The organism is Algoriphagus pacificus (assembly GCF_017254845.1).
GTDB classification, from domain to species: domain Bacteria; phylum Bacteroidota; class Bacteroidia; order Cytophagales; family Cyclobacteriaceae; genus Algoriphagus; species Algoriphagus pacificus.
The window spans coordinates 934578-959066 of sequence record NZ_JAFKCU010000001.1 but is presented as its reverse complement, the minus strand read 5'-3'; the positions used below and the strand labels follow the sequence as shown (position 1 = coordinate 959066).

Below are 24489 nucleotides of genomic sequence, written 5' to 3'. Positions count from 1 at the left end.
CCAAGCCCGAGAATGGGGCTTTTTTTTCAGCTAGTCGAAGCTGAATATCCAAGCTTATCTATTTTTAGGAATGTGAAATCCTTAAATTGATTTCCACAACTCTCCATTCCATTGAAATCAAGACGATTATGAAAGTAGAAGATTGGACGGAATGGGTTTAAACTACAGTTGGCAATAATTTGATTAAAATCTAACCATATGAAATTCGACAGGAAAAGCTCAATATTGATTTTTACAGTAATAACATTAATGGCCTCTACCTCATGCAAAGAGAAAAAGGAATCAAATGAAATAGTGACCATAGTTGAAGAGAAAGACAGTTACGTAGAAGTAATATCAAATGGAATGGATTTCGAAACCGTGGATGAAATTAAATCTGGTTGGACCACATTTAAATACATAAACAAATCGCTTGATACACACTTTTTCATTTTAGAAAAAATGCCCGACACTTTGGGATTAACCACCTACAAAAAAGACTTATTCCCACCTTTTATCTCAGCATTTGAGCATTTTGAAAAAGGAGAAATGGAAGCCGGTATGAAGGAATTTGAAAAAATACCTCAATGGTTTTCTAAAGTGGAATTGGCTGGAGGAATTGGATTAACCTCAAAAAACACAACTTCCAAATCGACAATATTTCTTGAGCCCGGGACATACATTATGGAATGCTATGTTAGGATGCCAAACGGTTTGGGACATGTTTTTATGGGCATGATTAAAGAGCTAAAAGTGAGTAAGGAATCCAATGCGAATGAACCCCCAAAAGCCGATTTCAAAATAGGGATATCAAGTGAACAGGGAATAACATTTAATGACTCAATAAAATCCGGAACTTATACATTTGAGGCAAAATTCGAAGACCAAAAACAATACGAACACCTCATGGGACATGATGTTAATTTGGTTAAAATTGAAAATGACAGCTTAATATCTGTTTTGAATAATTGGTTAAACGTAGTTGATTTTCAAGCATTTCGTTCGCCTGAACCTGATGGCTTTTTGTTTTTAGGAGGGGTTGAGGATTTACCAACAGGAGAAACTGGTTATTTTGAAGCAACTCTTGAAAAAGGTAATTATGTGTTAATCTCAGAAATCCCGAATGCGGTTGAGAGGAGAATGATAAAGCCTTTCACTGTATATTAAATTCTACAGCAATAAATGTAGAGATGCCCTACTTTTTGAAAGGAGAAGATCTTGGGAAACATAAGTATTAGTGTTTGAACTGTTCTTTTTATCAAGAATTCATTAAAAACACTCCCTACAACCACTACGAATCTTATGTATTTCGCTTATCCTGATTTTTCTATCTTTGATTGTATATGAATTTTAAGCAATCCTACGTCAGACACCTTAGCGAAATTGAACAAGCATTCACCTTCTCTAATGAATCATTTCCTTTGTCTGTCGTATGCGCTCTTCATTTAACATCAGGACCAGACTCCCAATCGCTAAAAGTCGCCTTACAGCAACTGCAAGCTCGACACGTATTACTCCGGTCTGGAATAGTGAAGAAATACGGTGGTTTCTACTTTCAATTGTTAAACCCGAATTCACCTGTAGAACTTAGTTTGATTAATCGAACTAATGAAGATACATGGCGAAGTGTCACTGAAGATGCGTTGAACACGACTTTTGACATAGCTGGGCCGTTAATGAAATGCTGGTACCTACCAAGCCCTGAAAAAGCTAAATGTGAATTGATTGTTTGTTTTCATCACGCCATCATCGATGGGATTTCAGCACGATTGCTCCTGCACGAATTGCTTAGCCTTGCGGCAGGACTATCACTTCCGGAGTCCTCGGAGGTTCCTGCGATTTCAAAGTTTCCTTCTTCTTTTCAAAAATGGAATTTGGCTAAACGACTGGTGGGGTTTTTGGGTAGGCAAATGAAGGATGAATGGAGGTATAAAAATAAAGGAGTGACAGCACCGATTCCCAGTAATTCTACTAATGCCATCTTAAGCTTCAAATTGTCACCGGAAGTATCCAGAAAATTAAGCCTAAGAATCGGTCGAGAAGGACTTAGCCTTAACAGTGTGCTTTTGGCTGCAATAGTCCAGAAAGTATATCATCATAGACATTTTGACAAAGGAAATCGCCTGGCCAGAGTGATTAGTTTTGCAGATCTACGTTCGTCTATGCTTCCTCCCGTTTCTGAAAAAGAATTGGGTTGTAATATTTCTATGCTTAGACTCAGTATACCAATTACACCTCAACAGTCTGTTCTTTCATTGGCCACAAATATTCGCAACAACATTTATAAGGCAAGTCGTCAAGGTGATGTGTTTTTAATGTCGAAAATGAGCAAATATGTTATCAAGATGGTGTTGAATCTAAAAAATATGCGACTTGGGGTAGCAGCACTCAGCTTTATCGGGAAGTTGGATTTGGAATCAAATTATGGCTCGATTCAATTACATAATGTAAATGCATTTATCTCAAATAATCCATTGGGGCCCGAATTTTCCGCCTTTGGAAAAATCTTGTTTGGATCTATCAGCCTGGATTTTAACTATTTGACTTCGGAAATGGAAGCCTACCAAGCCGAAAAAATTATGGGAGAAATCAAAGAAAACCTTGAAGAGATTGCAAATGCTCCTTATAAATAGGTAAATTAAAACGAGATGAAAAAGATTGTAATCCTTTTAAGCGCTTTCATTATAACCAATTTAGGTTGGATGGGATTTATTAGAGAACCCCTTCCTCCTATACCCAACATCCGTGCTGAGATAAGTGATGAAGTGAGTTTCGACTTTTCTATAAATACGATGGATTACTTTGGTCTTGAGTTATCTCTTAATGACAAAGTAGAGGGAAAAGGCATGTACGTTGATTTCAAAATGAACAATGCCTGGAAAACTGGAAGACCAGGATTGGTAGTCAATAATATTAAAACTGAAAGCAACTCTAACAAAGGGATGTCTCCGAAAAAATACTTGGAAGATAAAAATCGCCCGAAAAACGGAAACAAAGATTTTGGCAATTTTATGAAGGATACCAAAGGAAAACCTGTTTCAACTTATACTTTTAAACAAACCCTCGTAGAAGATGAAAACGGAAAAACATTCATGCGAATGACGTATGATGGTTCAGAAATGGAGATGATTCAAACCTTGGAAATCCCTCGTCCCATTACACTTCCAGCACATATTTCGCGTAAGTTTAATCCTAAAGGGATTATTCAATTTCAACCTGGAGTGGTAACCTTCGACAGCAAGATAAAGGGATTTTATATTCCCGTCCTGATTAGGTAATCATTAGAGCAAAAAAAACAAATCAGAATATTGGTGCCTATATTTTTTAGAAAGTAATTAGAATGAACCTAAGAGTTGAAAGAGGTTTAAATTCAGAAGTGACGGAAAGACATCTCTTTAAGTCGAAACAAGGATTACTATCGGTTCCTTATTCGCATTTGTTTTTTTGAATTTGAAAATCCTTTCACTAAGTCATTTCACAGTAAAAAAATATCCCATCTAGCTGATTGATTCTCAAAAATTTACTTTTTAAGAAATTAAATTGAAAGACAAAAAACTCAGGATCTGATCAAAATCCCAAGGAAGTAAGCTGGGAAATTCCTAATTTGGTTACCATTACTACAAATAATCCAAGGTCAAGTAAAAATATTTAAATGGATTATTTGACAGGATGAAATTCAAGTGGTGTAACAAACTTTAATTAATTAGTTATGAAAAAAACAGAAATCTACTTTTCTCTGCTTTTTGCCTTAGGCTTTTTTTTGCATATCAATGTAATAGCCCAGGATAAACCAAACATCTTAATCATTTTCCCTGATGATGTAGGTTGGAGCAATGTAAGCGCTTATGGTAATGGTGTAATGGGTTATACCACGCCAAATATTGACAGAATCGCAAAAGAAGGGGTTTTGTTTACTGAGCATTATGCACAACCTTCTTGTACAGCAGGGAGAGCAGCTTTGATTACTGGGCAATACCCTATTCGTAGTGGTATGACCACTGTAGGGCGCCCAGGAGGAGAATTGGGGCTGCAAAAAGAATCACCAACCTTAGCTGAGGTTTTGAAGGGACAAGGCTATACAACTGGTCAATTTGGTAAAAACCACCTTGGTGATCGTAATTCTCATCTACCGACGGTACATGGCTTTGATGAATTTTTTGGAAATCTTTACCATCTAAATACCCAAGAAGAATTCCAGCAAAAAGACTATCCACAAGATCCTGAATTCTTTAAAAAATACGGTACCAGGGGAGTTTTACATACTTGGGCCACAGATAAAGATGACCCAACTGTAGACCCAAGATTCGGCAAAGTAGGGAAACAACGAATAGAAGATACGGGGCAACTGTCAAAAGAGCGAATGGAAACCGTAGACGAAGAGTTTGAAGAGGCCATGTTTGACTTTATCAAAAGATCCCAAGATGATGACAAGCCTTTCTTTGCTTGGTTTAATCCGAGTCGTATGCACATGTATACCCACCTCAAGCCGGAAAACCGATATTTAGCTTTACCATACACTACAGAACATGACTTTTATGGAAGTGGCATGATGGAACACGATATGATGGTTGGGGATATACTCGATCGATTAGAGGAGATGGGCCTTTTGGAAAATACCATAGTAGTATATTCTACCGATAATGGCCCCGAGCATAGTGCTCGAACCCATGGTGGAACCACTCCTTTTAGGGGTGAAAAAATGACCACTTATGAAGGTGGAGTTCGTGTACCTATGATGGTTATGTGGAAAAACCATATTCCAGAAGGAACTGTGCTTAGAGGGATTCAGTCTCATATGGATATCTTCACCACATTGGCTGCAGCAGCAGGAGTACCTGATGTAGCAGAGAAAATGATGAAAGAACGCAATCAATATATTGATGGTGTAAACAATCTGGATTATTGGTTAGGCAAAAAGGAGACAAGTGATAGGACTAATTTCATTTACTATCATGAGTCGGATATTCGTGCCATTCGCGTCAATCAATGGAAGCTTCATTTTCAAACAAGTGAAAATTATTATGCTCCCTATGTAAAACAGAAGTTTCCGATCTTCTATAATATACATTTTGACCCTTATGAAAGTTTTGATAACCTAACCGATCGCTCAGATATCTTACAACGAAAGCAATTTCTGAATGAGCCTGTTCAGGAAATACTTGGGGAGCATATCAAATCACTTCAAGAATTCCCTCCCGTACAAAAAGCAGCTACACTAGACTTTTCCGAATTGGTAAAACAACTACAATCAGGAAAACAGTAGAAATTAAAAAACATACTTCAATTCTGTATAAAAGGCGTATTAACGCCTTTTATACTTTTAGCTGGACTCAATTCTAAAATACCAAATCAACACCCTCGGAAGTTTGGATAAAAGATTATTGGCTTCTCATTTCCAATCATGGCTTAATTATGTAATTCCCCTGAGCAAACCATTTCAAAGAAAAAGCATCTTAACTTCCTGGTTGAAGAAACATATACATCTGCTTTCCCCCAAAAAATATAACAATAGACCAATCTTTGTATCTTGAAAAAGAACTTTAGCAGGTATAAGATGCGACAAACCTTTTTACTGATTTTTTTACTTTTTCAATTCACCTCATTAGTTGCACAAACTTCCCTTCAAGAAATCGGTCTAGAAAATGGCCCTTTTGGAGTAGGATTTCGACATGAAATCAAATGGGATAGCAGTAGAACTTACAGTCGGGTTTTTGATTACAGTAACAAAATAACCCCTAGACCAATACCTATTAGCATTTGGTATCCAACAGAACAGTTGTCAACCGATTTGGAGCCAATGCAGGTTTTGGATTACATGAGAATCCTCAAGGAAGAAGAGGAATGGGAACATTTACCCGATGAGCAGATCTTGAATTGGTTTTACTATCCGAATACCCCATCAAACCAAAATCACTTAAATGAAAAAACAACTGCCTACGCCCATGCAGAACTAGGAAATCAAAAATTCCCAGTCATTGTTTATGCTTCCAGTTTTCAGGCATCCTCCATTGAGAATTTTGCACTTTGCGAATTCCTAGCTAGCCATGGTTTTGTAGTATTGTCAAGTCCCAGTCGGGGAACCGAAACTCGTTGGTTTAGCAATAAGCTATCCAAGGAAATGGAAACCCAGGCAAGAGATGTGGAGTTTTTACTGAAAGAAGCGGGTCAGTTTCCCCTTTCCGAAACCGACAAAATTGCCCTGATGGGCTTTAGCTTTGGGGGCTTAGGCGCGATAATCACACAGAATCGAAATGATCTAGTAAAAGCTTTAGTAAGTTTGGACGGAACCGAGCGATATCAATATGACTTATTGAGCCAATCCCCATTTTTTGACCCTCGCAACTTAGATGTACCCTACATACACATGGCACAAAAAGATATTCCGGAAAATGTTTTGCAGGAAGATAAAATAGATGCTGTCCTCAATACGAAATTCCAGCTTTTCGACAGCCTCAGTCATAGCCCAGCCTATAAATTAAAATTTCACAAGCTTACACATAGTTATTTCAGCACTTTGGGAGTCCTCTTCGCTGATCGGGATCCAAGACAGGACAAGACCGATTATGAAATAATGGAATCCTATAAGCTAATGTCGAATTATGTCTTGAATTTTTTTAACGCAACCCTAAAAGATGATCCTCAAGGAGCCAATTTTCTTGAAAATAACTATGCAGCTTCAGCAAAGGAATTGATATCCCAAGAAGTCAAAAGAGCAGAAGAAGAATCATTCACTTTTCAGGACTTTAATGATTTAGCATCCAGACAAGATTATGAAAACCTGGAAACACTTTATGATTCAGTGCTCAAAAAGCATCCTTCTTTTGAAATTCCTGAAGGCAACCTAAATACCCTTGGACTTCAGCTGGTTTTCAACCCCAATAATCCATCTCAGGGAATCAGGGTATTCCTGTTTGCTGTGAGACTTTATCCTAATTCAGCGAACTTGTACGATAGTCTAGGAGAAGGCTATTTGTACTTAGGAGAAAAAGAAAATGCTGTTGCAAGCTTTGAAAAGTCTCTGCAGCTTTATCCTCAAAATGAAAACGCCATAAAACGTTTAGAGCAGTTAAGAAAATAAAGGAAAAAGGAAGTTTTCTAAGAAAATTTCCGGGTCTATAAGTCAAGCAAAAATCAATATTCTTAGCCCCAGGATAGGCGTTGACCACGATTACTGTTAAGCACATCTACACTTTTCTATTTTTAAGAGTATGAAATTCCAATCGAAAACTTTTTGAAATAGAAAGATTAATTCTATGCAATTAAAAATCCCCATTGAAGTCATCCCTAGAATTCTTAATTTGGTTATTTCGCCTCATAAACCCCTAATCATAAGGTCAATAGAGATAAAATAGGCTAATAGACTTCGGTTACTCAGGTGTTAACATTAGGGCAAAAAAGTAAAATTGAATTATAATTTCTTGAATTATTTTGTCAAAATATCAATACCATAAATCTGAGTGAAGATTTTCCTAAACCATTCATAAAAAATGAAAAGTCTAGTCGCCTTTCTATTGATCTTAATAGTTGGATGTGGTGATCTAAAAAACCCTAATAGTTATCGGCTAATTGCAGAATATGAGCCAACTGAATACGTTTGGATTCCATGGATGGAAGGTGTGATTGACAAGAGCATGCCCCCAGCTGATCCACTCATTATTGAGCTTTGTAAGGAAGTAATACCTTATTCTAAGATTCTTATATTAATTCCAGATGAATCTATTATTGAGATCATAAAATCGAGATTCATTCAGGAAGGAATAGACACAACCAGAGTGCGATTTCTTAAGGCAGATCCACCTGGGGCAACCACAGATATTAGTCCACTATTTCTTACAAATGAAAAAGGGGAGCTAGCAACAGTAGATTTTGATTGGGCTTGTTATGGACTTACCTCCTCTAAGGAAGAGTGTGCTAAGTTTTCGGATACTAATATTGATGTAAAACTAGCAGAAAGCCTTAGCATTCCTGTAATAGATAAGTCAAATCTTGTTTGGGAGGGAGGAGGTAAAGAAAATAATAGTAAGGGGACACTTCTTCTAGTTGAACAACATGAGTTTCAGCGAAACCCTGATTTTTCTAAAGACTCTATTGAGAAAGAGTATAAAAGGAAACTTAATCTGAAAAAAATAATATGGCTAAAGAAGGGTTTGTTGGAAGACGAGTATAGAGTTGAACTGCCGGGTAACATTTGGCCAATTGGAGCTGGTGCTCATATCGATGAATTTTGCCGGTTTGTTAATGACAGCACAATAATGATTTCTTATGTTCCGGAGGAGGAAAAGGACAAAGACTTGATCACTGCTGAAAATTATAAGCGGATGGAGGAAAATTATTTAATTCTCAAAAATGCAACTGACCAAAATGGAAAACCATTTTCAATTATCCGAGTACCTATGCCTGAACACTATATTTTTCAAATGAAATACGAGGACATCATTTCTTATAACCGTTCATATTTTCCAAAAGCCAATAAGGGCGATACAATAAACATTATTGCCGCTTCCAGCTATTTAAATTTTTTAATTGTAAATGATGCCGTTATTACGGCAAAATACTGGCGTGAAGGTAGAGAGGAGGCCAAGAAAATCAAGGATAAACAAGTTTTCGATATTTTTAGCAAAGCATTCCCTGATAAGAAAATTATTCAAATCGATATGGAAGGATATAACAATGGAGGAGGTGGACTGCATTGTTTAACATATAACCAACCCTTTGGGGCAACTTTTTAAAAAAAAGAACAAATCTTACATATGTTGTCAACATTTGACAAAACTAATTGAAAGGGATTTACTTACTGAAAAATTTGATAGTGAAATAAATGATGATAGTTCATTTTGGTTTCTTTCTAATAGAGAAGGCAACTAATTTTATAGAAATCATTAAAACCCAATGAAGGCTTCCAAACCCCTATACTAAGCACTTCCCCAAATACTCTTGGGTTGCTACGACTCTCCTACGACATTGCTACGACTTTCCTTCGATGCTCCTTCGATAGGAATTCGTACAAGAATCGGAGTAAACAAGATTCAAAACAGATGATTTTACAGCTTGCAAGTACCTGTCATTGTTTTCTAATTCCTGACCATATACTCCTTGAATTTCAAACCCTTAGATTAATTTTTTATTATAAAAGGGAAGGATGAGAGGCATGAAATTCTTATTTTAAACCCAAACCCTTGTGGTAAATATTAATTACCGAGCAAAAGTTTGGTCAGACTTGAGTGCTCAGATGTGTTGCAAAACATTAAACCAATGAAATGAAAAGGTTACTATTTTTCAGTTTAATTATTTTGATTCTAGTAAGTTGTAAGGAATCACCCAAATATGATATAGTCATAGAAAAAGTAAATTTATTTGATGGGTATGAAGACCTAGGAACCGTAAATGTGGCTATTAATCATGATACCATAGCTGCGATTAGCATCAACGAACTAAATGCGGATTCAATCATAGATGGATCAGGTAAATTCATGATTCCCGGACTGGTCAATGGGCATGTACATGTCAATAGCTTAGAAGACTTAAAAGCAGGTTACTCATTAGGGATCTTGACACTGCTAAACATGCATACTGGTCTGGAGGATCGGGAACTTGATTGGAAGACCATGACGAAAGATTCCCTTGGCTTTTCTACACTTTATGGAGCTGGTTATGCTGCCACCGTGCCAGGTGGACATCCCACCCAATTCAGTCCAGATATGGAAACAATCAATGACTCTCTTTCTATTGAAGATTGGATCAATCATCGGATTTCAAAAAAGGTAGATTACATAAAAATCATCCATACCAACGGAGGATTTATGGGTGATCCAGCCCCCCCTACTTTGGCATATGATCAAATAAATGATCTTATTCAAGAGGCACATAATGAAGGATTAAAAGCTGTGGTTCACGTCGGAGATGTTGAAGAAATGGAGACTATCGCGAAGTTTAACCCAGATGGGTTTGTTCATATGTTGAATATGAAAAAGGATCTTCCAATTGAAGAAAGCTTTTACGAAGCTATTTCAAAGAGTGGGGCTTTCGTCATTCCTACTGCTGGAATTAATTTAAAACCGACGGAAGGCCTTCCGCCATTTATGCAAGAATGGATTTCAAGCAATTTGCTGGATGCTCAAGAAAGTGCTGAGATAGTAAAAAAAATGCATGAAGCTGGGATACTAATTGTTGCAGGTACTGATTCTCAAGAAGGCCAAATGGATTTCGGGGAAGACTATTTTTTGGAACTAGAATTATATAAAATGGCAGGATTGTCCAACCTTGAAATTCTTAAAACTGCTACAGGAAATGCCGCCAAGGCATTTGAATTACCAATAGGGGAAATAAAAGAAGGATGCCCGGCAACTTTTGTCCTTCTCAATGCCGACCCTTTGCTTGACCTTTCCAATCTTAGAAAAGTAGAACAGGTATGGAAAAACGGGTCTACGAAATGAGCAAAAATAAGTGCTTTAACCCCCTTTAGATGACTACATGAACAAGCGTAAAAACCTTTCAAAAGCCTACTTGACATTTGCTATCATAGGGATATTGGTAACCATTGTTGGATTTATACCCACTTATTTTAGACCATTATTAGAAGCTAAAAAGTTTGGATTGGTCTTTCACTTTCACGGTTTATTTGCAGCTTGTTGGTTGATTCTCTTCCTAGTTCAGACTACATTAATTAATAAGCAAAATGTAGGATTGCATAAGAAATTGGGATACTTCGGCTTATTTATAATGGTTGGCCTGGTAATCTCTTTGCAACTGGTTGGTTTCACCCAGTCTGGGATACTGGTGCAAGAGGGAAGCGATAATGTAGTAACGTTTCTAGGAACAATTCTGGATTCCCTCACATTCGGAATTTTGGTATTATTTGGCACTATTAAAAGAAAAAGAATTGAAATACACAAGCGCTTGATGCTGCTTGCCACCATCCTTTTATTGTGGGTTGCTTGGGTTCGCTTGAGATATTACTTCCCACCTTTTGAAGGTAATTTCGATGTGTTTGGATTTGGCCTTGCCATGTTACCTATCCCAATTTTTTGGCTAATTGAATACTCCTATTTTAGAAAAATACATCCCGTTATGCTATATGTTGGAATTGCTGTGATAATTGAACAGGGCTTCCAAGTGTTATTCTCGGAAAGTAAATTTTATATGGATTTTGCAGCTTATGTTTTCCGTTTGGCTGGCGGAAGCTTCTAGAAATAAGTGCTGGAACTTGAAATTTAAAAACAAGGATTAGGTTAAATAAAGAAAATAAATTCCAACAATTGCTTTGATTTAGCTTGTTGCCAGTTTATAACCAAAAAATAAAAATTTAAGCGGATTGATTCCTTTGCTGGAGAGTCCTAAGGAGGAATACTCTCTGAGACCAAATCAATTTGCTTAAACAACCATAACCTTTAACCAATGATAAACTTTTTTAGAAGAATACGTCAAAATATGATCAAGGATAACCGAGTAAGTAAATACCTGCTTTATGCCATTGGGGAAATAATTCTTGTTGTGATTGGTATTTTGATCGCATTAGGAATTAATAACTGGAACGAAAAAGAAAACAACATAAATCAAGCGAATAAACATCTGGAAACAATTCGCCTAAACCTTAATGACGACATAATTCAAGCGCAAAATCTACTCGCAGAATCTCAGACTACGGTTGATTATTCAAATATTTTTTTAGACCAATTCAAGACCCTAAAACCATTTGACAATAATATCCAGATGTATATTATCTATCTGATGTTCGAAAGGAATATTGAAGTAAATGACAGTGGGTTTACTGCATTATTAAATTCTAACAGTATGGCATTTGTAGATGAAGATTTACAAGTCAAAATATTAAATTATTACAGGCATATCGAGCAGTTAAAAAGTAGAGAAATCAATGCCAATACTGAAATAAAAACAATGTATGAGCCCTATGTGAAGGCAAATTTTTACTGGATTTACAACAAAACAAATCCATGGCCCAGACAAGCAGATATGTATAAAGATGACCCTAGACCTGTAGAAAATATTGACAGCAAATTGAAAAGTGTTATAGAAAATAAGAGGTTTGAAATAATGGTAAATCACAGAAGATATCAAGCACAAATATTAACTGATTTATATACCAAGACTATTGAACTTGCTGAAGAGATAAGTAATATGATTGAAAAATAACGAGAGCAACTTCGAATAATCCGTTTTGCTTATATTGAGTTTAGAAGGGAAATAGCAGCAATTGCTTATTGACATTACCATGCATGATAGAACTATTGCAACTTATAAGTAACAGCAAATCACAAACAAGACATTCAAATCAACCTCCACCAAACCCAATTAACTTAGAAAATTCTTTCATCAGAATTCAAGAAAAATCAATTAGAAAAATTTAATTTCTGGATAGGACTATTAAAATCTAAGGAAAATGAATTTTACAAAACTGGTACCCAGCATCTTTTATAAAGATCTTGCTGACGCAAAGAAATTATTTGTCGATTGCCTCCAATTTACCATCACACATCAAGAGTTGACTATTTCAAATCCCTACTGTGTACTCGGAAAAGATGGTATAGGCCTCATGGCTTTCCAAGATGAGAAATTAGCAAAAGAACATCATCCAGAATTGAGGCTTGTGACAAATTCCATCGATGAGGTCTATACAAGAATCTCAGAATTCTATCCAGAATTATTACATCCAAACTTAGACAAGGTAACCTTGAGACCTTGGGGTGCTAAAGAGTTCGCCATAATGGATATGCAGCTTGGAATAAGGTTCCAGCAATGGTAGCAACTGAGTTTAAATCAAAAATTAATGGGAAGACCAGATTTTGAAAGTATTAAGTCCGGAGAGGAATTCAACAAATGGTATTGGCTGAAGGAAGAAATGGTAGCAATCTGTAAAAGCTCAGGTTTACCCTCAACTGGTAGAAAATTCGACCTCAGAGATAGGATTATGCATGCTTTGGATAACAATGGAGAACTAAAAGCAGAACCTAAAAAGCAAAATCCGAGGTCAAAGTTTAATTGGGCAAAAGCGGACTTAAGCTTAGAAACCAAAATCACTGACAATGTATCCTTTGGACCGAATTTCAGGACATTTATGAAAAGTCAGATTGGAAATAGTTTTTCCTGCACAAGCGATTTTATGGATTGGGTCAAAGAAAATGAAGGAAAAACGTTGGAAAATGCCATCCAAAAATATCACCAGCTGGAGAAGAGAAAAGAGGACCCAAATTTTGAAAGAAAGATTGCGGACAACAATATGTTTAATCAATACACCAGAGATTTTCTTAAAGACAATCCTGAAAAGAATATAGATTCTGTCCGGAAATATTGGATGCTCAAAAAGCAACTACCTACCAAAGACGGATTTGTGAGATACGAAAAGTCAGACTTAAATCTTGAAGAGATGTAGGCAGTCCAACTGCAGGAATCATGTAGAGAATCAATTATCTTTTAAGAGTTAACCTGTATAAATAGAACTTATGAGCCAAGAAGAACTTTCCCAATTATCAGACAAAGAGCTCCTGGAGGTAGCAAAAAGCTCGAAACCCTCACCCCTAATCGATGCCTTTTTCATTGGGTTTTTAATAGGGATTATTATTTACAGCATTGCCGCAAACACTTGGGGATTGCTAACCCTGATTCCTTTATTTCTTATTTATCTGTTTTTGAAGAAACCTAAGCAATACGCGGCAATACAGACTGAATTGAAAAAACGCAATTTGAAAAAATTAAATCTAGACTAAGACAATTTTTTCATTGGCATTGCCATGCTCCGAAGTTTAAGGATTCGTACAAACACTATCAGTCATTGGAACGCTAATCTTTTTAGCCTATATTCATTGGAAAAGCCTTAGAAATCAAGCAATAGTGGGAAGCGTTTTTTTTCTTCACTCAGTGAGTTTGGCATTATTGAATTGTTTTTGGGGAAGAATTCAATAAAAAAATAGACTTGAGTTCTTTTAAATCCTCAGGTTCCAATCAAATAAAATGATACAATTTTTCCGGAAAATCAGACAAAAACTCATATCAGCAGGCAATTCAAGTAAATATCTGAAATACGCAATAGGAGAGATTGTGCTTGTGATGGTTGGTATTCTTTTGGCCCTACAGGTGACCAATTGGAACAGTCAGCGATTGGACAGATTAAGAGAACAAGCAATTTTAAAAAACCTTCAGATAGATTTCCAAAACAATATCGCAAACCTAGAAACGGCCTCTGAAAGTTTTGTGGAAGCATATCAAGCCTCGGTTGATTTGCTCGAAATAATCAAAGGCGATCAGGATATCAATCCGGAAGAAGTAGAGCATTTGACTGATATAATTGTGAATAAAACCATGTCCTTTGACCTGATCAATGGATCGATCAATGAAATCTTCAATACCGGTGCTTTAAATTTAATCCAGGACCCATCACTTAGAAAACAAATATCCAATTGGTCTTTTTATTATTCCGACACAGAAGATGATATCGTAATTTATCGGGACTATTTATTCAACTTTTTTATCCCCTCTTTGACGGACAAAGTTCGAATGAGAAACATGTCTGTTCCAGACTTTTTCGAAGAAGATCTTGACTTACCTCCTATTTCCAAGTCAGAGTTTCAGCCGGACTATGAGAAAACTATTCGGTCTTTTGAGTTTGAAAACGAAGTGTACAATAATGCTTTGAACTACATGTATGTCCTGAATTCATATAAGGTTTTTCAAAAATATCTGACAGAAACTTTAGAAATAATTGACTCCAATATTGAATGATTCCCATGCTTTTACCTTTCCCCATTCCACAGGACCGGATCGAAGTGGAGATGGAGCTAGTCCCAATCCATGCTAAAAGAATATTCCTTATTTTGAGCTTCGCTAACCTTTAAAACCATGAGAAGAGCTTTACTCAGTTTTTTATCACTCTTATTGATCTCATCCATTTCACTAGCTCAGACCTCTCTCGATGAGCAATTGAATAATCATCAATTTCGTTTTATCGGACCCGAAGGCAATCGTGCCATCGCCGTGATTGGTGAGCCAGGCAATCCACAGGTAGCCTATATCGGTGCTGCTTCCGGAGGTCTTTGGAAAACAGAAGACATGGGCTTCAACTGGAGACCAATTTTCGATGATCAAGATATTTCTTCAGTTGCAGCGGTGGAGTTGGCGCCTTCTGATCCCAAACAAGTTTGGGTGGGTACCGGAGAAACATTTGTTATTAGACCTGCTCACGCCATGGGAAATGGGATCTATTTTTCATCCGATGCAGGCAAAACCTGGGAACATAAAGGTTTGGAGAAAACTGGCAGAATAGGTCGGATCTTAGTTCACCCGACTGATCCCAAAACAGTTTATGCTGCCTCTCTAGGACATACCTATGGACCCCAAAAAGAAAGAGGAATCTATCGTACGAAAGACGGTGGTAATACCTGGGAGCAAGTACTCTTTATTGACGAGGGAACCGGGGCTTCAGATTTAGCGATTGATCCAACTAATCCCAATATTCTCTATGCAGCCATGTGGTCCATCCATATCAATACTTGGGGGCTCAACTCAGGTGGAACTGGAAGTGGCATTTATAAGTCCACAGACGGTGGAGACACTTGGGAACCAATGAGCAAGAATGGGTTGACTTTTGGGGCTGAAAGGCCAGTTGGTAAAACTTCTGTGGCTGTTTCACATAGTGATCCGAATGTGGTTTATGCACTTTTTGAGGCCGAAAGCCCAGAAGTTTGGCGTTCAGAAAATAAGGGAATGAGCTGGGAATTGATGAGTCAGGACCATGACTGGAACGAGCGTGCGCCTTATTACACCCGTCTCCGAGTGAATACCGGTGATCCCAATGAAATTTATTCGATGTCTGTTCGCTTTGTTCATTCCCTAGACGGTGGCAAAACAAAGAATCCTAGACCTCCTCGTGGTGGTGGAGATAATCATGACATATGGATAGACCCAAGTGACCCGGATCGTATCATGGTTGCCCATGACGGAGGAGTAAGCATCAGCTATAACCACGGAGCTACTTTTCAGCGGATTGTCATACCTATTGCTCAGATGTACCATGTGGCTGTCGACGATCAGATCCCTTACAATGTATTTGGAAATAGACAGGATGGTTGGTCTTACATGGGACCAAGCAATTCTTTAGCTGGATATATTCCTTTGGGACTATGGAAAGGTGTCGGAGGCTGCGAAAGTGGCTTTTCCAAGCCAGATCCGGTTGACAATAATATCATTTGGTCTGGCTGCTACGATGGCGGATTGGAAAGACATGATCTGAGAACAGGTTATTCTAGGGAGGTACGCGTATGGCCGGAAGCAGGCTATGGATGGGCTCCTGCCGATATGAAATACCGTTGGCATTGGAATTTTCCATTGGCTCATTCTCCTCATACCAAGGGAAGAGTCTATGTGGGAAGCCAATTTGTGCATAAGACAGATGATGATGGCCAAAGTTGGCAGATCATCTCTCCAGACTTGACTTTGAACCTAAAAGATCATCAGCAAAGCTCTGGTGGAGTTGCCATTGACAACTTGATGACTTTTGATGGGGCTACTCTTTTTGCCATTGAAGAATCGAAGCTGGAAGCAGATGTGATTTGGGTAGGCACCAATGACGGACAGGTTCAATTAACCAAAGATGGAGGCGAAAATTGGACTAATTTGACATCAAATATTCCTGATCTTCCAGAATGGGGTACGATCGCCAACATTGAGCCTTCTCGCTATGACAAAGCCACTGCATACATCACAGTGGATCTACACCAAATGGGAGATTTTGATCCATACATCTTCAAAACGACTGATTATGGGCAAAGCTGGAGCAAGATTTCTGAGGGTATTCCAAGCTCTGAGTCAAGCTTTGTTCATGTGGTAAAAGAAGACCCAAAACGAAAAGGATTACTCTATGCCGGCATTGACAAAGGCATTTATGTCAGTCATGATGATGGTCAAAGCTGGAGTCGTCTAAAACTCAATCTTCCCCCTGCTCCTGTTTATTGGATGGAGATTCAGGAGCGTTTTGATGACATGGTGGTCGGTACCTACGGTCGCGGATATTACATTTTGGATGACTTGGCAGCGATCAGGAATCTGGATAAAACAGAAGATATCGCATTCTATGAAGTAAGGGATGCCTATCGATTCAATGAAAAGGAGAATATTAAAACGGATGGTGCAAGTTTTAATTCAGGCCGGAACCCATCTTATGGAGCCAGCCTGAATTATCATTTACCTGAGACTTTTATCGGCGATGCTAAAATCGAGATCAAAGATTCTAAAGGCGAATTGATTCGAAGTCTACCGGCAAATAAAAAAGTGGGCGCCAACCGAGTTCAATGGGACTTGAGATACGAACCTACCTACACCCCGAAACTTCGAGTAGCTCCTCCTGGTAGACCTTGGGTTCAGCTCAACGGCGAAGGATGGAGACCTCTGGTGCAATGGGATTTAGATCTCATGGCAGGCCAATATGGCCCTAGAGTAGTTCCTGGTGAGTATTCTGCTACTTTGATCTTGACAGATACAACGGGGAAAGAGGTGGCTAATACCTCCACAAAATTTATGGTCTTGAAAGATCCCCATGCAGAAGGAAGTCTGGAAGATTTGCAGGCCCAGGTTGCTTTCTCTTTACAATTAAGAGATGCTATGAATTTGGCAGTAAGTAATATCAATGCGGTGGAATATTTAAGAAAGGAACTTGATATCATCCTTGCCGAAGAATCAGACCGAAAAACTCAGCAAGAAGCTTTAAGGCTAAAAGCAGCGGCAGAAGAAGTTGCCTCCAAACTCTATGACATCCACCTGACGGGAGCACGTGAAGATGCCTTCCGCTCTCCTATCAAACTTTATGGTCGCTTAAGTGCTTTGGCCAGTGATATCAATGCAAGTGGAATTGATTATCGCCCAACCAACCAGCAAGGCGAAGTGTACAAGGTATTGGATGTACGATTGCAGGCTGCAATAACTCAATTTTCTGAGTTGATCAATAATGATATTCAGGAATTCAATAAAGCTCTGGAGCTTAAAGACAGACGAATTGAAATTGAGAAAGTAGGAAAGAATTAATTAATGGTTGGAATCAAGGAGAGTCAACAGAATGCCTGATTTTTCTAAATAGAGTTGTCTTATAAGAAATGATGTATGATAAAATTCTTCAGAAGAATCAGGCAGAAACTACTTTCAGAAGGGAATACTGGCAGGTATCTGAAGTATGCAATCGGTGAAATACTACTGGTGGTTATAGGAATTTTGATTGCACTGCAAATCAATAACTGGAATGAAAAAAGAAAGCTTAAAAACGAAGAATTCAGACTTTTAAATGAATTAAAATCAAATCTGGAGGTCACCTTAATAAACTTCCAAAACGACACGCTTTTAAACACAGAGAATATTTTTGAACTGCGGAAAATTGAACGTTACATAGAAGAAGATCTTCCCTATGACCCTGAATTGGATCAAGCTTTTGGATTATTTGGTCAGTGGCAAAGCCCTTATCCTATTACAACAGCATTTTCAACTTTAAAAACGAAGGGATTGGATCTCATATCCAATAAACCCTTGCGAAATAAAATTGCTACCCTTTACGATTTTGAGTTCGTCGTCCTGTACAACGACTATGACAAAGGAGAATGGGGAATCATTCAAAACTCCAATGTATTCTTGAATAAACATATCCGGCCTAAAAACTCGAAGCAAACAGCCCAGCCTAATGATTTTGAATAGCTGAAAAAGAACACGGAATTCAGCAATATTCTGGCAAAAATAATCTCCCAAAGAGAAAGTGGCCTAAGAATGTATAAGGCTACGATGCTCTCCATGGAAGCATTGATTAAGGATTTGGATCAAGAACTAAGTACTGAAAATTAGAAATCTAAATTCTGATTAGCAGGGGTGATTTCCTTTACCCAAACAATAACTAGTCATCAGCTAACAAAATAGCTTAGGTGAAGAATAACTCATAACCATGATAAAATTTTTCAGAAAAATCAGGCAGAAGCTACTTTCAGAAGGCAATACCGGCAAGTATCTGAAGTATGCAATTGGGGAAATCATTCTGGTGGTAATAGGAATTCTCATCGCACTGCAAATCAATAACTGGAACGAGGATCGGAAAGAGCGAATAGAAGAAAAGGCTTTGCTAAGGCAGCTGTACTCCGAATTTGAAAGTAACCAAAGCCAGTTAAACGATAAAATTACGATTCGAGACAATATGATCTCTGCCTCATTGAGTCTGCTGGATTATATAGATTACCCAGAAAAACGGAATTTGGATAGTGTCAATACTCATCTAGTATATACTGTCATGGTTCCAACCTTTGACCCCATCATCAATGACATCATAAGCTCGGGAAGAATACAACTCATTCAAAACAATCGATTAAAAGAACTTTTAACCCTGTGGACAAGCGAAATAGTTCAGGTTACTGAGGAGGAAATAAGCTGGAGAGAATATAATATACATTCCTATACTCCCTTTCTGGTAAAATATGGCTCGATGCGATCTGTGCTAAACCAATATTGGGAACAGAATGCTATGGAAACCTTTTATTTGGATCGAGGAACCGTAGCAAAATTTGATTTGAAAAAATCCTCTATCTCAATGGATTTCTTAGACATTTTTGAGAATCCTGCTTTTGAAGATCACCTCGCGGTATGTGCGACAGATGCAAAAATTGCAAACGTTCAGTCCCTGAGTTTACAAAATAGAATAGGTGAAATTCTACAGATTATAAGTAGTGAATTAACAGATTTAGAATGATAAAATTCTTTAGAAAAATCAGGCAGAAGCTACTTTCAGAAGGGAACACCGGTAAATACCTGAAGTATGCAATTGGGGAAATTGTATTGGTGATAATCGGGATTCTATTTGCCTTACAGATAAACAATTGGAATGTCAATCACAATAATTTGAAAGAATCCCAAGAGTTTGTAAAAAGGCTTCAAGGAGAAATCGAGAGTAATATCAATTTTACAAAAGCAGAAATCCAACGAAAAGAAAATGAAATTGAGAGTTCACTGGCTATTTTAAAAATGTTTGATGAGGAAGATCAGACACAACTTTCATCCCGGACTTTGGACAGCCTTATTTTCATCACCATGTCAAATAATAACATGGAATTTAAGGTTGGGACCTTAAATGAAGGTTTAAATACCGGAACAGTGGCCCTTATTAAATCCGATTCTTTAAAAACTCTCTTGTATGGCTTACCATCACTCTTGGAAGAGACTAGAAAATTAGAAGCCTATAACAATGAAGACCTAAATGAATATTTCTATCCATTTATCTATAAGCATTTTAGCTTTAGGCAAATGGATGGCGAATTTTCTGACTATGCAGATCAATTAGGTCAATCTAAATTCAGTGATCACAGCAATTTAAATGTCCTTAATTCATTGGAGTTTGAAAACTTAATAGATAATCGATTTTATAGCACAAATGGTCAACTCAAAAGCTATAAAAGACTTAAAACATATTTGGAGAATTTATATCAGGTGATGGCTGAATACCACTAACTCCGTCAATTTGAACTAAGGCTTCTTATAAAATATAAGCTCCTATTTGCTCACACTTTTGATGATTCCATTTCGCAGAAGTAGAAACATCTTTATTCATATTTTCCATTCCTATTGACTAAAAATCACCATGATAAAATTCTTCAGAAAAATCAGGCAGAAGCTACTTTCAGAAGGGAATACCGGCAAGTATCTGAAGTATGCAATTGGGGAAATCATTCTGGTAGTGATAGGGATCTTATTGGCCTTGCAAATCAACAATTGGAATTCTCTCCAAAACGATAGGGAAATAGAGCAGAATGTCTTAAAAAGCCTGGCTAATGAATTTAAAATAAACCTCACAGAACTCAACAAAGACCATAAGTTGAACCAAGCTTCCTTAGATGCAGGGTATGCATTGTTGCAGGAAAATAGAAGCGATTTGAGTTCATCTGAGGTGGACAGCCTGATCGGCACCGCATTGAATTATGCCACTTTTGATGCCCGCACGGGAGTATTTGACGAAACTATTGCTTCTGGAAAGATGCGATTGATTCAAAATGACAGCCTAAAAACCCTTTTGAGCCTTTGGACTGGAAAATTGAAAGATTTAGGAGAAGATGCCATTATTCGGAGAGATCATATTGTTCATAATGCTTCCCCTCTTTTCAGAAAGTATATTCCTTATCGAAATTTTGATAAAGCTTATGACAGGAATGATTATTTAAGAGAGCTAAGAATTAATCCAATCGAAGTTCCCAAATCTAATTATGAAGACTTTTTTTCATCATTGGAAGTAGATGGAGCGATCTATGAAATCTACTTAAACCAATCCTATACCACCAGTAATGAAGTCACCTTGTTGGAGTATATCGAACAGGTAATTGCTCTTTTGGAATCCAATATGAAAAACAATTAAAAAAAGTAATATATCAACTTTGAGAAAACTGAGTGAAATCGGTTTTGTCCTCCAATTGACTAAAAATCACAATGATAAAATTCTTCAGAAAAATCAGACAACAGCTACTTTCGGAAAGAAATACCGGCAGGCCTGCCTGGCCGGTAGGCAGGTATCTGAAGTATGCAATCGGGGAAATAATTTTGGTTGTGATCGGAATTTTGATTGCCTTGTCTATCAATACTTGGAATGAAGAACGAAAAATCAGAAATACTGAAGTTGAGATTCTTCAAAATCTAAACCAAGAATTACAATCCAATCTTAATGAACTCAAAGCCATCAATGAGACTCATCAAATAGAGCTGGAAAATGGAATTTACCTTCTAAGCCTTTTTGGGACTGATATTTCGGGTAGGCCCGTAAGGGAGCTAGACTCACTTTTTTCAAATGTCCTCAGTGGATTTTCCTTCGAAGCAAAAGATGGTTACATCAAGTCCCTTATTTCATCAAACAAAATTGATTACATCCAAAACTCTGAATTGAAATCATACATTTCTTCTTTTGAATCTATGATTATAGATGGCGTTCAAGAAGATGATTTTGTAAGGAGATTACTTAATGAGCGTTTTTGGCCAGCCTCGGATGGCAAACTCAGTGCTTTAAATGGCTTAGCTACTACCGGAAGGTATGATGAGTTTCCAAAAGGAACCTATTCCTCAGATTATTATTGGTTTTTCAGTAATAGGGAAATGGAAGATCTCTTAGCGAATATTGTTGCCTGGAGAAAAGAAAATGTGATTGATGAAGCTATTTTTCAAGGCAATATTGAAAAAATGATTGCCCTCATCGAGAAGGAATTAAAGGAAAAATAAAGCACTCAGAAGAGTGGCAATCAATAAAATGATCCCAAATTTAACCCCATCAACTCAGCCAATGATTTTTTAAGGATATGGATAATTCGAGCATTGGTCAGTTCATCTTTCACCGCGATCCTGATTGCATTCCCTGCCAAATTTTCACCCATGTTTCCAACATCTCTCATGTAGAGGTTTTTTTGTCTACAAGATTCCAACAATTCACCTTTCTCTGGAAAATTAGCGGGTAGGTAAAACAATAAGAAATTTGCCACGCCAGGCACTATTTCGGTGATACCCAATAGCTTCAAACTTTCGATAAGTTTCTCCTTTAAGAGGTGCGTCAGTGCATACTGTTCTTGATAATATTCCTCACTTTGAAGTGCAGCAATTGAAGCTGCCTGCGCAGGTAAACTGACCGACCAAGGGGGAGAAAACTGTTTGAAAATTTCTATAAAATGAGGAGAACAGCATAAATAGGCTGCCCTGATACCACTAAGTGCATAAACCTTACTCATCGATTTACAGACTATCAAATTTTCAGTTTTGACAGCAAATTGTTCCAGAGAATGTGCTGAGCCTACAAACTCTACATAGGTTTCATCAAGCCAAACTAGGGTTGATTTAGGTACTTGGTGAATTAGCTCCTCCATTTCCTTTTTTGGAGTATGCACGCCTGTTGGACTATTTGGGTTTACCAATACCACCAGATCATACCCCTTATTGATTTCATTCAGTAATTGGCTTGTATTTATAGCAAATCCTGTCTCGAGAGTGAGTTTAAATCGTGTGATTTTGCATTTAATCACATTTTCCAAAACATGGATATATTCTCCATAGCATGGATCGATGATTAATACATTGGAACTTGAATTTAATAGGCTGGTCAGCGATAGGAAAATCAAATCTGAGGATCCTGCTCCAGGAAAAATATATTGGGGATGTATGCCTCTGGCTTCTGCAATTTTTTTGATCATCCCGTCGGCATAGGTCGGTGGGGAAGTTTGAATCAAAAAAGTTAAATTTTCATGAAGAGCTTCCAAGACTTTAGGTGCAGGAGGAAACCATGCATCCAAAACATCCGCATTGATTATTTGACTTGCCTGATTGAGCTTTTGCAAGTCCTCGCCAATCGCTTTAAAAAAAGACCCTCCATGATAACAAGGGGAAACGGCAAAAAATAGAAAGGGGAGTTGCCAATCTATTTTTTTTCTCAATGATTCATAGAGAGTCTGATTTTCTTCGACAATCGTTTGTAAATTTTCAACCGAAGCAATTGCTAACACATAGGTGACTTTTCCTGACTGCGTGCGGAGCGAAAGTGGTTGAAGACCGGCTTTGCGATACATATCCAATAAATCAGAACGGCAGATAGCTACTATATGCTTTCCTCCATGTGATTGAACCCAGCGAAATGCCGCAAACATTAAAATAAGGGCTGTTATACTGTACCTGTTTTCTTTGAGAACTGTAAGCAAACGGATTTCATACAGGTATTCATCAAATGCAACAGGAATGTTTTCGCGGGAAAAGTACTTTTCAACAGAGTACTTTTCAGAAATGGGAGAAGTAATGCTAATAAATCCAAGTAGCTGGTCACCTTGTTTGGCTACGATATAATTATTCTCATCATCCAGCTTATCAAAAAGCTGTTCGCTGGTGTTTACAGGATGCTGATTAAGCTCTTGAGCATAGATAGAATGACGGATCTTGTAAATTTCCTCTCTGTCAATTTTTGATGCAATCGATAAACATACTTTTTGCTTTTTGGAAATTGACATCATACAATATAGAGTTGTTAGCCGACTTAATCCTGAAAAACATTATTGGATGTCAGGTATCTGACCTCAAAAGCACAATGCTTATGATCTTTTGGAATTAATAAACAGAAAAGTTTCGGAGCTTCAACTCATACTCCTCAGACTAAGGGTAGATTTTAAACTCACTAAAAATCAACTTATGGAGAATACCTTAGATTAGGCAAACCATCCTCAGAAGAATTGGGGATAATTCAAATACCAAAGCACAGTTAAATACCTAGAATCAAGACCTAATAGATAGGAAAATGGGAAAAAAGATCCTAACAGATCTGCGACAAGAGTTGAAGACAAACAAAAAATCAGAGCGGCTTTCGAAAGACAGGAGGATCCTTATAATCCTTTAGATAGATATTTGAAAATGAAAAAATGGATTGAAATCCATTACAAGTAAGTTCATCTTAATCATAAAGTTTTTAACCAGAGGATTGAAATAACCAATGGTAAACTAAACTTTTATTCTCTAATAAATCCTACCTTAAGGATT

General features: G+C 37.4%; 19 protein-coding genes. 18 read left to right on the top strand and 1 reads right to left on the bottom strand.

Annotated elements, in window-relative coordinates; genetic code table 11:
• The first annotated feature begins 198 nt into the window (after positions 1-198).
• The 18 genes from J0A69_RS04075 to J0A69_RS03990 all read left to right on the top strand — a co-directional run bounded on the left by J0A69_RS04075 (position 199) and on the right by J0A69_RS03990 (position 22203).
• A complete protein-coding gene (locus J0A69_RS04075; protein ID WP_206585228.1) occupies positions 199-1146 on the top strand; it encodes a hypothetical protein in 948 nt (315 codons plus the stop codon).
• 176 nt (positions 1147-1322) lie between these two features.
• The gene (locus J0A69_RS04070; protein WP_206585227.1) at positions 1323-2612 is read left to right on the top strand and encodes a condensation domain-containing protein; all 1290 of its coding nucleotides are present in this window, start codon (positions 1323-1325) and stop codon (positions 2610-2612) included.
• A gap of 15 nt (positions 2613-2627) precedes the next feature.
• On the top strand, positions 2628-3257 hold the full coding sequence (locus J0A69_RS04065) for a hypothetical protein (protein WP_206585226.1): 630 nt from the start codon (positions 2628-2630) through the stop codon (positions 3255-3257).
• Positions 3258-3688: 431 nt separating this feature from the next.
• Positions 3689-5242 carry an arylsulfatase gene (locus tag J0A69_RS04060; RefSeq protein ID WP_206585225.1) on the top strand — a complete coding sequence of 518 codons (1554 nt, stop codon included), beginning with the start codon at positions 3689-3691 and terminating at the stop codon, positions 5240-5242.
• Positions 5243-5506: 264 nt separating this feature from the next.
• On the top strand, positions 5507-7057 hold the full coding sequence (locus tag J0A69_RS04055; RefSeq protein WP_236032617.1) for a dienelactone hydrolase family protein: 1551 nt from the start codon (positions 5507-5509) through the stop codon (positions 7055-7057).
• A 433-nt stretch (positions 7058-7490) separates the two neighbouring features.
• A complete protein-coding gene (locus tag J0A69_RS04050) occupies positions 7491-8708 on the top strand; it encodes an agmatine deiminase family protein (protein ID WP_206585224.1) in 1218 nt (405 codons plus the stop codon).
• 528 nt (positions 8709-9236) lie between these two features.
• Positions 9237-10412, top strand: a complete 1176-nt coding sequence (locus J0A69_RS04045) for an amidohydrolase family protein (RefSeq protein ID WP_206585223.1) — start codon at positions 9237-9239, stop codon at positions 10410-10412.
• A 70-nt stretch (positions 10413-10482) separates the two neighbouring features.
• Complete coding sequence (locus J0A69_RS04040; protein WP_206585222.1) at positions 10483-11166, top strand: hypothetical protein; 684 nt, start codon at positions 10483-10485, stop codon at positions 11164-11166.
• Positions 11167-11406: 240 nt separating this feature from the next.
• Entirely contained in the window at positions 11407-12129 is a 723-nt protein-coding gene (locus J0A69_RS04035; RefSeq protein WP_206585221.1) for a DUF6090 family protein, read from the top strand.
• A 247-nt stretch (positions 12130-12376) separates the two neighbouring features.
• Positions 12377-12739 carry a VOC family protein gene (locus tag J0A69_RS04030; protein ID WP_206585220.1) on the top strand — a complete coding sequence of 121 codons (363 nt, stop codon included), beginning with the start codon at positions 12377-12379 and terminating at the stop codon, positions 12737-12739.
• A 24-nt stretch (positions 12740-12763) separates the two neighbouring features.
• A complete protein-coding gene (locus J0A69_RS04025; RefSeq protein ID WP_206585219.1) occupies positions 12764-13366 on the top strand; it encodes a DUF6434 domain-containing protein in 603 nt (200 codons plus the stop codon).
• Between the two features lie 578 nt (positions 13367-13944).
• The gene (locus J0A69_RS04020) at positions 13945-14712 is read left to right on the top strand and encodes a DUF6090 family protein (protein WP_206585218.1); all 768 of its coding nucleotides are present in this window, start codon (positions 13945-13947) and stop codon (positions 14710-14712) included.
• 117 nt (positions 14713-14829) lie between these two features.
• Positions 14830-18006, top strand: a complete 3177-nt coding sequence (locus J0A69_RS04015; protein WP_206585217.1) for a WD40/YVTN/BNR-like repeat-containing protein — start codon at positions 14830-14832, stop codon at positions 18004-18006.
• Positions 18007-18081: 75 nt separating this feature from the next.
• The gene (locus J0A69_RS04010; protein WP_206585823.1) at positions 18082-18663 is read left to right on the top strand and encodes a DUF6090 family protein; all 582 of its coding nucleotides are present in this window, start codon (positions 18082-18084) and stop codon (positions 18661-18663) included.
• Positions 18664-18904: 241 nt separating this feature from the next.
• Entirely contained in the window at positions 18905-19699 is a 795-nt protein-coding gene (locus J0A69_RS04005; protein ID WP_206585216.1) for a DUF6090 family protein, read from the top strand.
• Complete coding sequence (locus J0A69_RS04000) at positions 19696-20454, top strand: hypothetical protein (RefSeq protein WP_206585215.1); 759 nt, start codon at positions 19696-19698, stop codon at positions 20452-20454. The genes J0A69_RS04005 and J0A69_RS04000 overlap by 4 nt, the downstream gene beginning before the upstream one ends.
• 130 nt (positions 20455-20584) lie before the next feature.
• Positions 20585-21352: a DUF6090 family protein gene (locus J0A69_RS03995; RefSeq protein ID WP_206585214.1), complete on the top strand. Its 768-nt coding sequence runs from the start codon at positions 20585-20587 to the stop codon at positions 21350-21352.
• 71 nt (positions 21353-21423) lie between these two features.
• Positions 21424-22203 (top strand): DUF6090 family protein, encoded by a 780-nt coding sequence (locus J0A69_RS03990; protein WP_206585213.1) that lies wholly within the window; start codon positions 21424-21426, stop codon positions 22201-22203.
• Between the two features lie 20 nt (positions 22204-22223).
• On the opposite strand, the gene J0A69_RS03985 is transcribed toward J0A69_RS03990, so the two are convergent.
• Positions 22224-23969, bottom strand: a complete 1746-nt coding sequence (locus J0A69_RS03985; RefSeq protein ID WP_206585212.1) for a pyridoxal phosphate-dependent aminotransferase — start codon at positions 23967-23969, stop codon at positions 22224-22226.
• Between the last annotated feature and the right edge of the window lie 520 nt (positions 23970-24489).

Excerpts from the sequence above, each read along its gene's own strand:
- J0A69_RS03985 (WP_206585212.1), bottom strand. The coding sequence starts at position 23,969 with ATGATGTCAATTTCCAAAAAGCAAAAAGTATGTTTATCGATTGCATCA.
- J0A69_RS04060 (WP_206585225.1), top strand. The coding sequence starts at position 3,689 with ATGAAAAAAACAGAAATCTACTTTTCTCTGCTTTTTGCCTTAGGCTTT.
- J0A69_RS04075 (WP_206585228.1), top strand. The coding sequence starts at position 199 with ATGAAATTCGACAGGAAAAGCTCAATATTGATTTTTACAGTAATAACA.
- J0A69_RS04010 (WP_206585823.1), top strand. The coding sequence starts at position 18,082 with ATGATAAAATTCTTCAGAAGAATCAGGCAGAAACTACTTTCAGAAGGG.
- J0A69_RS04000 (WP_206585215.1), top strand. The coding sequence starts at position 19,696 with ATGATAAAATTCTTTAGAAAAATCAGGCAGAAGCTACTTTCAGAAGGG.
- J0A69_RS04005 (WP_206585216.1), top strand. The coding sequence starts at position 18,905 with ATGATAAAATTTTTCAGAAAAATCAGGCAGAAGCTACTTTCAGAAGGC.
- J0A69_RS04035 (WP_206585221.1), top strand. The coding sequence starts at position 11,407 with ATGATCAAGGATAACCGAGTAAGTAAATACCTGCTTTATGCCATTGGG.
- J0A69_RS04020 (WP_206585218.1), top strand. The coding sequence starts at position 13,945 with ATGATACAATTTTTCCGGAAAATCAGACAAAAACTCATATCAGCAGGC.
- J0A69_RS04025 (WP_206585219.1), top strand. The coding sequence starts at position 12,764 with ATGGGAAGACCAGATTTTGAAAGTATTAAGTCCGGAGAGGAATTCAAC.
- J0A69_RS04070 (WP_206585227.1), top strand. The coding sequence starts at position 1,323 with ATGAATTTTAAGCAATCCTACGTCAGACACCTTAGCGAAATTGAACAA.
- J0A69_RS04045 (WP_206585223.1), top strand. The coding sequence starts at position 9,237 with ATGAAAAGGTTACTATTTTTCAGTTTAATTATTTTGATTCTAGTAAGT.
- J0A69_RS04065 (WP_206585226.1), top strand. The coding sequence starts at position 2,628 with ATGAAAAAGATTGTAATCCTTTTAAGCGCTTTCATTATAACCAATTTA.
- J0A69_RS04030 (WP_206585220.1), top strand. The coding sequence starts at position 12,377 with ATGAATTTTACAAAACTGGTACCCAGCATCTTTTATAAAGATCTTGCT.
- J0A69_RS03990 (WP_206585213.1), top strand. The coding sequence starts at position 21,424 with ATGATAAAATTCTTCAGAAAAATCAGACAACAGCTACTTTCGGAAAGA.
- J0A69_RS03995 (WP_206585214.1), top strand. The coding sequence starts at position 20,585 with ATGATAAAATTCTTCAGAAAAATCAGGCAGAAGCTACTTTCAGAAGGG.
- J0A69_RS04015 (WP_206585217.1), top strand. The coding sequence starts at position 14,830 with ATGAGAAGAGCTTTACTCAGTTTTTTATCACTCTTATTGATCTCATCC.